The organism is Intrasporangium sp., from assembly GCF_051961875.1.
Lineage (GTDB): Bacteria > Actinomycetota > Actinomycetes > Actinomycetales > Dermatophilaceae > Intrasporangium_A.
In genome coordinates this window covers 1-2,755 of the sequence record NZ_JBQCCV010000201.1, presented here as the reverse complement: position 1 = coordinate 2,755, position 2,755 = coordinate 1, and the positions used below count along the sequence as shown (strand labels likewise).

Here is a 2,755-nt window from a genome sequence, read left to right as displayed (position 1 = left end):
GCGAGGGGATGACGCCCTCGGTCTTGTAGCCGATGTCGAGCAGGACCTCGTCCCGGTCGACCTTGACGATGCGACCCTCGACGATGTCGCCGTCGTTGAAGTCCTTGATGGTCGCGTCGATCGCGGCAAGGAGGTCTTCCTGAGAGCCGATGTCGTTGATGGCGACCTCAGGAGCGGTCTTTTCGACCGTGTTGGCAGTCATGTAGTAGGAACTCCGATTGTGGACAGTTATGTTGGTGGCGCAGGTCGGTACCCAGTGGAGGACCGGACGGCGCCGAGTGGACAGGTGAATCTGAGCACACGGATGCGCTCATGCATCCTATCCGGGGGCCTCAGACGCGGTCAAAGCGGGTGTATGCCGTGAGCTCGCCCTCCGATGTGACGCGCCGTTCCGCTTCCGCCGAGGAGACGGCCCGCGCCAACCGGACGTGGTGGGACGGTGAGGCGGCCGACTACTACGCGGAGCATGGCGCCTTTCTCGGGGACCGCGACTTCGTGTGGGGACCGGAGCGGCTCCGCGAGGCCGACGTCCACCTGCTCGGCGAGGTCCGCGGCCGACGCGTCCTCGAGATCGGCGCCGGCTCGGGACAGTGCTCCCGGTGGCTGGCAGGCCAAGGGGCCGAGGTCGTCGCCTCGGACCTGTCGCACGCGATGCTCGCCACCGGGGCCCGGATCGACCGGAGGGCCACGGGCCGGCCACTCCCCCTCGTCCAGTGTGACGGCCGGCTATTGCCCTTCGCCGACGACTCCTTCGACGTGGTGTTCACGGCATACGGGGTGATCCCGTTCGTGGCCGACTCGGATGTCGTGCTCCGCGAGGCGTGCCGAGTCCTGCGGCCCGGCGGTCGGTTCGTGTTCTCCACCACGCACCCGATCCGCTGGGCCTTTCCCGACGACCCGGGACCACACGGCCTGACGGTGACGCAGTCGTACTTCGACCGGACGCCCTACGTCGAGCAGGACGCGTCGGGGCGGGCGACCTACGTCGAGCACCACCGCACCCTCGGTGACCGGGTCCGAGAGATCACCGCCGCCGGCCTGTCCCTCGTCGACCTCGTCGAGCCGGAGTGGCCGGCCGGGCACGACGAGCCGTGGGGCGGCTGGTCACCGCTGCGCGGGCGACTCTTCCCGGGCACGGCGATCTTCGTGTGCGCGAAGGGGCCCCTGCCGCTCGAGTGAGCAACAGGAGCCCCTCCAAGTGGCCTGGTCAGAGGATCCGGCGGCGCCACCAGAGCAGGCCCCCGCCGAGCGCGAACGCGCCCAGGGCTCCCGCGGCGCGGCCCGTGTTGCGTCCGCCCTCGCCGTCGACGCCGGCGAGCTCCAGCGAGTAGGCCGTGAAGCCCTCCGCTCCGTCGGGCGCACCGTAGGCCATCCCCTCGTTCTTGGCGCGCTCCGCCACGGCTTGGATGACCGCATACTTCTGGCCATAGTCGGCGGCGGTCGACTTGCCCGCCTCCACGAGCTTCTTCGTGCCCTCGTCGGAGAGGCGCTGCGCCCCGTCCGTCAGGGCGGGTGCCCCGTCGGCCGCCTCGTCGAGACCGCCCGCGATCTTGGACGCCCCGTCTGCCGCGGTGCCGAGCCCGTCCGCGAGCTGCCGAGCCCCGTTGCTGAGCTGCCCTGCGCCGTCGTCGAGCTGCACGGTGCCACCGGCCAGCGTGCCGAGCCCGCTCGAGAGCTGCCCCGCCCCGTCGGCGAGCTGGCCCGCGCCGTTCGCGAGACGTCCCGTGCCGTCCTTCAGCTCGACCGTGCCGTCGGCGAGCTGGCCCGTGCCGGCCATGAGGTCCGAGGAACCCTGGGCCAGCTGGCCAGTGCCGGCCTTGAGCGCGGACGCACCGTCGGAGAGCTGACCCAGACCGTCGAGGAGCGTCAGGCCACCTTCCCCGATCAGGTCGATGCCACCTTGCAACGAGTGGACCCCACCGCGCAGGGTGCCGTCCTTTGCAGTGTCCGTGTCACCGCCGATCGCCTTGATGACGCCGTTCGTCAAAGCGTCGAGGCCGTCGATGATGCCCGGTTGTCCACCGGCACCCTCCAGTGCCTCCTTGAGGCCCGGCCTCGTCAGGTCGCAGACGGGCAGGGAAGCAGCACTGAGACCGCACTCCACCGTGGCGAGTCCGGGGACCGCCCGCTCGAGAAGCCGACCACGTAGGTAGGCGAGGCCCTGCTGGAGCGTGGCGTCAGCGGGCAGGGCGGCATCGATGTTCGGCTTGGTGTTGGCCGGGTCCGCCAGCTTGGCCCTGCCCACGCTGAGCTGCTTGGCGAGCTCGGTCAGGACCGCCTTGTGGGTTGGGTCAACGGTCGGGGTAAGAAGCGGTCGGGTTCCCGCAGTCGCTGCATAACAGGGGTCCTGTCCCTTCACCGCGCCGTCGTTGAGGTCGTTGATGACCTTGATGGCACAACCCAGCTGCTCGTAGGCGCTCTGACCGATCGTCCCGAAGACCCCTGCCTCCATCTTGTCGATGCCCGGTCCGGCAGCCAGCAGCTGCTGGCGCAGCAGGTCCACCCCGCCGATCAGGGAGTCCGGATTCCCCACACTGCCCAGCCCAGCCGACATCGCGGCCAGGCCGGCCCGCATCTTTTTGACGTCCGGGCCGCCGACCGTCGCGGACATGGTGGCAAGGCCGCCGTCCACCTGCTCCAGGCCATCGGCGACCTGCGCGAGGCCGTCGATGAGGGCGGGCGCCTTCTCCCCCGCCTCCGCGAGGCCCGCGGCCAGCTGGCCCACGCCGTCGTCGAGCTGCTTCGCGCCCTTGGC

At 70.5% G+C, this 2,755-nt stretch carries 2 protein-coding genes and 1 pseudogene; 1 reads left to right on the top strand and 2 read right to left on the bottom strand.

Annotated features, from left to right (window positions below; translation table 11 throughout):
* Nucleotides 1-202: S1 RNA-binding domain-containing protein (locus ACTHJJ_RS12000; protein WP_440303176.1), on the bottom strand; the 202-nt coding region annotated here is incomplete at its 3' end.
* 158 nt (nucleotides 203-360) lie between these two features.
* On the opposite strand from ACTHJJ_RS12000, the gene ACTHJJ_RS11995 reads away from it, so the two are divergent.
* Nucleotides 361-1,179 (top strand): class I SAM-dependent methyltransferase, encoded by an 819-nt coding sequence (locus ACTHJJ_RS11995; protein WP_440303175.1) that lies wholly within the window; start codon nucleotides 361-363, stop codon nucleotides 1,177-1,179.
* A 28-nt stretch (nucleotides 1,180-1,207) separates the two neighbouring features.
* On the opposite strand, the pseudogene ACTHJJ_RS11990 reads toward ACTHJJ_RS11995, so the two are convergent.
* Nucleotides 1,208-2,755 (bottom strand): annotated as a pseudogene (locus tag ACTHJJ_RS11990) (hypothetical protein); the annotation flags it as partial.